Source organism: Synechococcus sp. R6-10 (assembly GCF_047461815.1).
In the GTDB taxonomy this organism is placed as follows: Bacteria; Cyanobacteriota; Cyanobacteriia; order Thermostichales; family Thermostichaceae; genus Thermostichus.
Genome location: NZ_JANSHW010000347.1, coordinates 1 through 2,197, shown reverse-complemented (window position 1 = coordinate 2,197; position 2,197 = coordinate 1). Strand labels below are relative to the sequence as shown.

General features: G+C 58.2%; 2 protein-coding genes. Both read right to left on the bottom strand.

Annotation, left to right across the window (positions count from 1 at the left end; genetic code table 11):
• Positions 1–436, bottom strand: a 436-nt coding sequence (locus NW837_RS10125; protein WP_414331204.1) for a pentapeptide repeat-containing protein, incomplete at its 3' end; no start/stop codon positions are given.
• A gap of 140 nt (positions 437–576) precedes the next feature.
• Positions 577–2,103, bottom strand: a complete 1,527-nt coding sequence (locus NW837_RS10120; RefSeq protein ID WP_414331201.1) for a hypothetical protein — start codon at positions 2,101–2,103, stop codon at positions 577–579.
• Positions 2,104–2,197 lie beyond the last annotated feature (94 nt).

Genomic DNA, 2,197 nt, shown 5'->3' with positions numbered 1-2,197 from the left:
CCGCTCCCCGGCGGCTATCGAAACGGAGATTAGCCCCCCGCAAGCAAGCTCCCCCCAAGTTGGCACTGGTGAGGTTGGCCCAACGCAAATCCGCATCCAGCAGGTTGGCATCGATCAACAGAGCCAGCGTCAGGTTGGCCCCATGCAAATCTGCTCCTTGTAGGGTGGCGCCGTGCAACTGGGCATCCCTGAGATCCGCCTCGCTCAAGTCCGCCTGGCTGAGGTTGGCCCCCCCGAGGTTAGCCCCGACGAGGTTGGCCTTCTGCAGCTTGGCCCGCCCCAAGAAGGCGAAGATCAAATTGGCACTGTGCAGGTCTGCTTGGGAGAGATCCACCCCGATCAAATCGGCCCGGCTCAGGTCAAGGGCGGCCAGGTTCTCGCCGGCAAAGTTGATCCGTCCTGCCCGGTAAAGCCGAAGCAGATCCTTGGCATCCATAGAAGAGAGGGGAGAGCTCAGAGAAGTGAGAGAGGAGCTGCACTGGTGGTTATTCTAGATAAGGATCCGGGCGTTTCCCCAACACTCGGCGCGGCTGATCGTGAGTGTTGAACGGGATCCCCAAACAGCGGGTTTGAGCTTCAAACCAGCCCGAACAGACGGCGCTCTGCCTCCTCCATGCGATCCAAGAAAGCAGCAAATTTGGTGGAGATCTCCCCCACTTCCTGCAAAAAGGCGCGTAGTGTTTGGTACTTGAGAACCAAGGCTTCCTCTAGGGTGCAGGTTTGGAACTGCTCATCCAGCGCCTTGCCCAACTCGCTCAGGGCCTGTTCGATAGCAGTTTTGACAGAGCCGACGCTGCGCCGCACCAAACGCATCACCTCCTGCTCCAACTGCGGCTTTTGCTGGGCCAGCTCGCTGCTGGCCAACACCTGTCTTAGGGAAGCATAGGGATCCGCAAGGTTGGTGGGCACCTCAGTGATCGCCTCCGGCAAAGCGTATTCCCCACTGCTGACGTGAGGGGGCTGCACCAAGCGCCACTCCGATTGTTCTAGCTTTTTCAAGATCCCCATGAACATTGCGGCGGATCCCTCGACATCCCTCAAGAAGCCGCGCAGCACCTGGTGTTTGAGCGTCAGATATTGGACGGGATCCTCATCCTGCAGACCTTCGTCCAGGGCGTTGCCCAACTCGCTTAGGGTGTTCTCGATGGCAACCATCAAGGATCCGGCGCTGTGATGGAGCAGTTGGCGGCAGGACTCTGGGATCTCCTGTCGCAGGTCAGAAGAGGGGCCGGGTGGTGTTGTCCAGGTTGCAAAAGCCAGAGGATCTGCAGGTTCTTCCTCATCTTCTGGGATCCCAGCGTCAATCCAAGTCATGGAACCGGACAAGGACTCTGTCCTGCCGGCACGAACGGCATCTTCCGTATTCAGCCAATCCAGATCGGCAGAGGGGAGCTCGGCAGCCAACCCTCCAGCGGCGACCGTTTCCGGGGGCACGTCAACGTAAAGAGGCTTCAGCATCTGCAGCACAGCATTGGCGGCTTGGCCATCCTGATCCGGCTCCTGCAACTGCTGCACCGCCTCCTTCAGCCGGGCTTCCAGTTCTTGGGGGGAGGCGCAGGCATCGTAGAGGGCTCTGAGCAGCTCGTCCAGGCTGTAGCGCCGCAGGGCCGCCAACCCCTGCAGAGTGGGCTCTACTTTGTGGTACAAAGCCGTGAACAGAACCAGCTTGGCCCGCAAAGGGCTGGTTTGCCGCATCACCCCTGCCCGCAGCTCGAAGGGATCGTAGTCTTGCTTTTGCAGTCGTGGGCTTCCATACTCCAAGGACAAGATAGGCGAGGGTGCGGCCCAAGCTGAGGGATCCGCTTGGGGCTGTTGATACAGGGGCTGTAGCTTGCTTAGCAGCATCTTGGCGATGCGAGCATACTCGGCTTTTTTGTTGATGCGGCTAATGGCCTCTCGAAAGCGTTGGCCCAAAGCATCAAGGGTAGCGTGCTGGCGGCAGAGCTGCTCCAGCAGGGCTTTCAGGTCTATTTGGTTCAACTTGCTGACATCGCTTTCCCAAGTGCTGGTGCAGGCAAAGTAAACCAGCTTTTTCACTCGGTCTGCGTACCCGCCCTGCTGCACTTCTTGCACAACAAGGCCAAAGGGATCCGAGACAACCATAGGGAGCTGCTAAGCAGGAGCGTGACTCTAGTCAATAATAAGCTCAACTATACTGAAAATAATGTATAATATGTTCAGTACGGATTACTACCAG